Genomic DNA, 2,584 nt, shown 5'->3' on the forward strand with positions numbered 1-2,584 from the left:
TTAATGTAGCGAAAAGTCGGGAGCGTTCCTGGCTTTTTTCTTTTTAAATTTCCACTTCCACCTTTAGTTTCATCGGCATTTCTCTGGCAATCCGAACACTTCTGCACCCTTTCTCTACCACTTCTTTTACTCTTTCTTTCGCCTCATCTAAATGTTCAAACTCTTCAACTTTATGACCGGCACCAAACATATTTGGAATAAACACTAAATACATATCAATTCGCTCCTTTTCTAAAGTTATTAGCATTTGGGCATGTAGCAAAATGAGAAGTAAATCCGCTCACTACCTGTCCCTCTAACGTAACGATTGTTTGCCTTTGCATATCAAGCGGCATTGCTTTTCCGGAAGGAGTCTTGATCCATTGAACTTCTGCACCGCAACCCTTACATTTACTCATTTAAATACCTCCTCACTGGTTGCCAAATATCAAGAAAATTGTATTTTAGTTGCAGAGACATACCACTCTTCTTTAACGAACTGATCGTTCATTAAATAGCCTCTAAAAACCCTGCTAATAAACTTGTTGACTTCATCAGTCCGTCTCTTTCTGATCGATAAATTACTTCATACCAGATGCCATTACGGTCCAACCTAATGCTCTCCACATAACCTTTAAGAGAATAGCCGCCGTTTATTTTTTCAAATTCTTTCTTTAGTTGGACTTGTTGATCTGCTTTGAATACAATCAATTCATGATTTTGAACACTGATTGATTTTTCTTTCTCGGATAGCTTCAAAATCAGTTTCCTCCTTCGCGTTTTTACGAATTACGCATTAATCTTCTAAGGAATACTCAACCTTCAATGGCATATTTATAAGTGTTTTCCAAAGCTTATCGTTTACGTAAATATCAAATTGATAATCAATGCTTTCAGGAAATTCTAATGAAGTATCCTTAATTTCAGTGATGATTTTCCCGCTTTTAAACTCTATTTCTTGACCAACTGCCCAACTCTCTCCATCCATATGTCTTGCTGACTCCAATTTAATTATTTTCGGCATTTTTTCACTCCTTCGCATTTTAAAATTCACTACAAGCAAAAACGTTTGGTGTTGTACAATATTTTCTTAGATGGTTTCTTATTGAATTTTCTTCTGGAGTCTTGCCGTCAGGATAATATGTGAAATTCTCATCCATGTCCATTTCACGAATCCAATCATCCTCGCTGCCATATCCTTGATTTACCTCCTCGAATATTTCGCTTCCAAAATGTGTTTTATAGACATTTTTCGCTTTGTCTTTATCTTCAGCACAAATATAGTAAATACAACCTTCTTCTTCTCCAAAGGCAAACATCTTTAGTTCCATCCCTTTTCCTCCTTCACATTTTTTAGAGCTGCAAATTATTTTTTATCCATACAATAAGCTACAAATTTCCCCCACAGCATGACTGCTAAGCTGCAAGGTATTGCTATCAATAAAACAAACGGAATTAACCATATCCAGTCATACCATTTGATTTTGTAAGGTAAGAAATGCATAACCCTCACTCCTTCACTTCACTCTGAAACGAGTCATCATCAATGCCGCAACCAGCACAGTGATATGGCTCTAAAAAATCCCGATCATTATATGTCAATTCATATTCAATTCCGCAACTATGGCAGAGACAAACTAACGTTTTCATCAAATCACTCCTTCGCATTTTCAACGAACTGTTCATTTTCCCTCTGCTTTTCTATTTCTCAACTTTGTATTGAGTAGAATTTTTTCTTTAAGGCTGCAAGTACATTCATTAGCTGGAAACTCTATTTTTCTGCATAACTTACAATAGATAATAGTCACAGAAGGCTTCTCTCTCATATGAATCTCCTTGTATACAGTTTGTGTCTACTCCTCAACAGCTTCCATCAAGAAACCACAATGAGGACATGCCTTCATGGGAACGATGCCCGCCAGTATTTCTGACTTATCGCAATCGATGCAGCGGTATTCAATCACTTCGCTTCCTCCTCTTCTTTACCGAAGCAACCACTTTAAAGTTTGAATAATGCCTAAGAGTGTAACGAATAACATGCAATAAAGAGCATAGAGGGCAAAGCCGCCGGATAAAGTTATTTCAAACTCTTTTATGACCTTAAATAATTTCACTTGTCATTCTCCCTTTATCTGCTTCCTTCATTTGCTTCATTGCCCATTGTTCAAACTCTGCCCGCTTACGTTTTGCTAGGTACTCTTTCTTGCGCCGTTCTATTTCTTCTGGCGGCGGCTTCGGGTTGGTCTTGCTGCTTAAGTCCAGCCATTGTTCCATATACTGCTTCCTTGTTAATTCGCTCATTTGCTCCCCTCCAATGCTTCATTTGTGAGCGATCGAAACCATTCCCGATCATTTGTATCTAAGGCCATGTTGATATGCAGCTGCTTCAATTCTGCTAAGTCCTCTGCTGATAAATTGTTAGATTTCCAAGCTTCCTTTTCCATTGTCGAGCCCTCCCTTATTTTCAGAGACTATTTATCAAAACAACGACATCTGTTCAAAATTAGCCGACTCTTCTTCAATAAGCTCCATTTCAAAGGACTCCTCCATAGGGGCTGATTCAACCGGTTAATAGTCCGTAAACCAATGAGCTGGAAAACAACCA

At 38.0% G+C, this 2,584-nt stretch carries 7 protein-coding genes; all 7 read right to left on the minus strand.

Annotated features, from left to right (window positions below; all coding sequences use genetic code 11):
• Positions 1–43 precede the first annotated feature (43 nt).
• The 7 genes from BBA02S_RS20900 to BBA02S_RS20905 all read right to left on the minus strand — a co-directional run bounded on the left by BBA02S_RS20900 (position 44) and on the right by BBA02S_RS20905 (position 2,423).
• On the minus strand, positions 44–214 hold the full coding sequence (locus tag BBA02S_RS20900; protein ID WP_156141536.1) for a hypothetical protein: 171 nt from the start codon (positions 212–214) through the stop codon (positions 44–46).
• Between the two features lies 1 nt (position 215).
• Entirely contained in the window at positions 216–398 is a 183-nt protein-coding gene (locus BBA02S_RS19760; RefSeq protein ID WP_041114557.1) for a hypothetical protein, read from the minus strand.
• A 91-nt stretch (positions 399–489) separates the two neighbouring features.
• Positions 490–738, minus strand: a complete 249-nt coding sequence (locus tag BBA02S_RS19765; protein WP_041114558.1) for a hypothetical protein — start codon at positions 736–738, stop codon at positions 490–492.
• Positions 739–775: 37 nt separating this feature from the next.
• Positions 776–1,003, minus strand: coding sequence for a hypothetical protein (locus BBA02S_RS19770; protein ID WP_041114559.1), 228 nt, complete (start codon positions 1,001–1,003; stop codon positions 776–778).
• 19 nt (positions 1,004–1,022) lie between these two features.
• Complete coding sequence (locus tag BBA02S_RS19775) at positions 1,023–1,310, minus strand: hypothetical protein (protein WP_041114560.1); 288 nt, start codon at positions 1,308–1,310, stop codon at positions 1,023–1,025.
• Between the two features lie 769 nt (positions 1,311–2,079).
• Positions 2,080–2,280 (minus strand): hypothetical protein, encoded by a 201-nt coding sequence (locus BBA02S_RS19780; protein ID WP_041114561.1) that lies wholly within the window; start codon positions 2,278–2,280, stop codon positions 2,080–2,082.
• Entirely contained in the window at positions 2,277–2,423 is a 147-nt protein-coding gene (locus BBA02S_RS20905) for an IDEAL domain-containing protein (RefSeq protein ID WP_156141537.1), read from the minus strand. Before BBA02S_RS20905 ends, BBA02S_RS19780 begins: the two co-directional genes overlap by 4 nt.
• Positions 2,424–2,584: the final 161 nt, after the last annotated feature.

The organism is Bacillus badius NBRC 15713 (assembly GCF_001591605.1).
GTDB lineage: Bacteria > Bacillota > Bacilli > Bacillales > Domibacillaceae > Pseudobacillus > Pseudobacillus badius.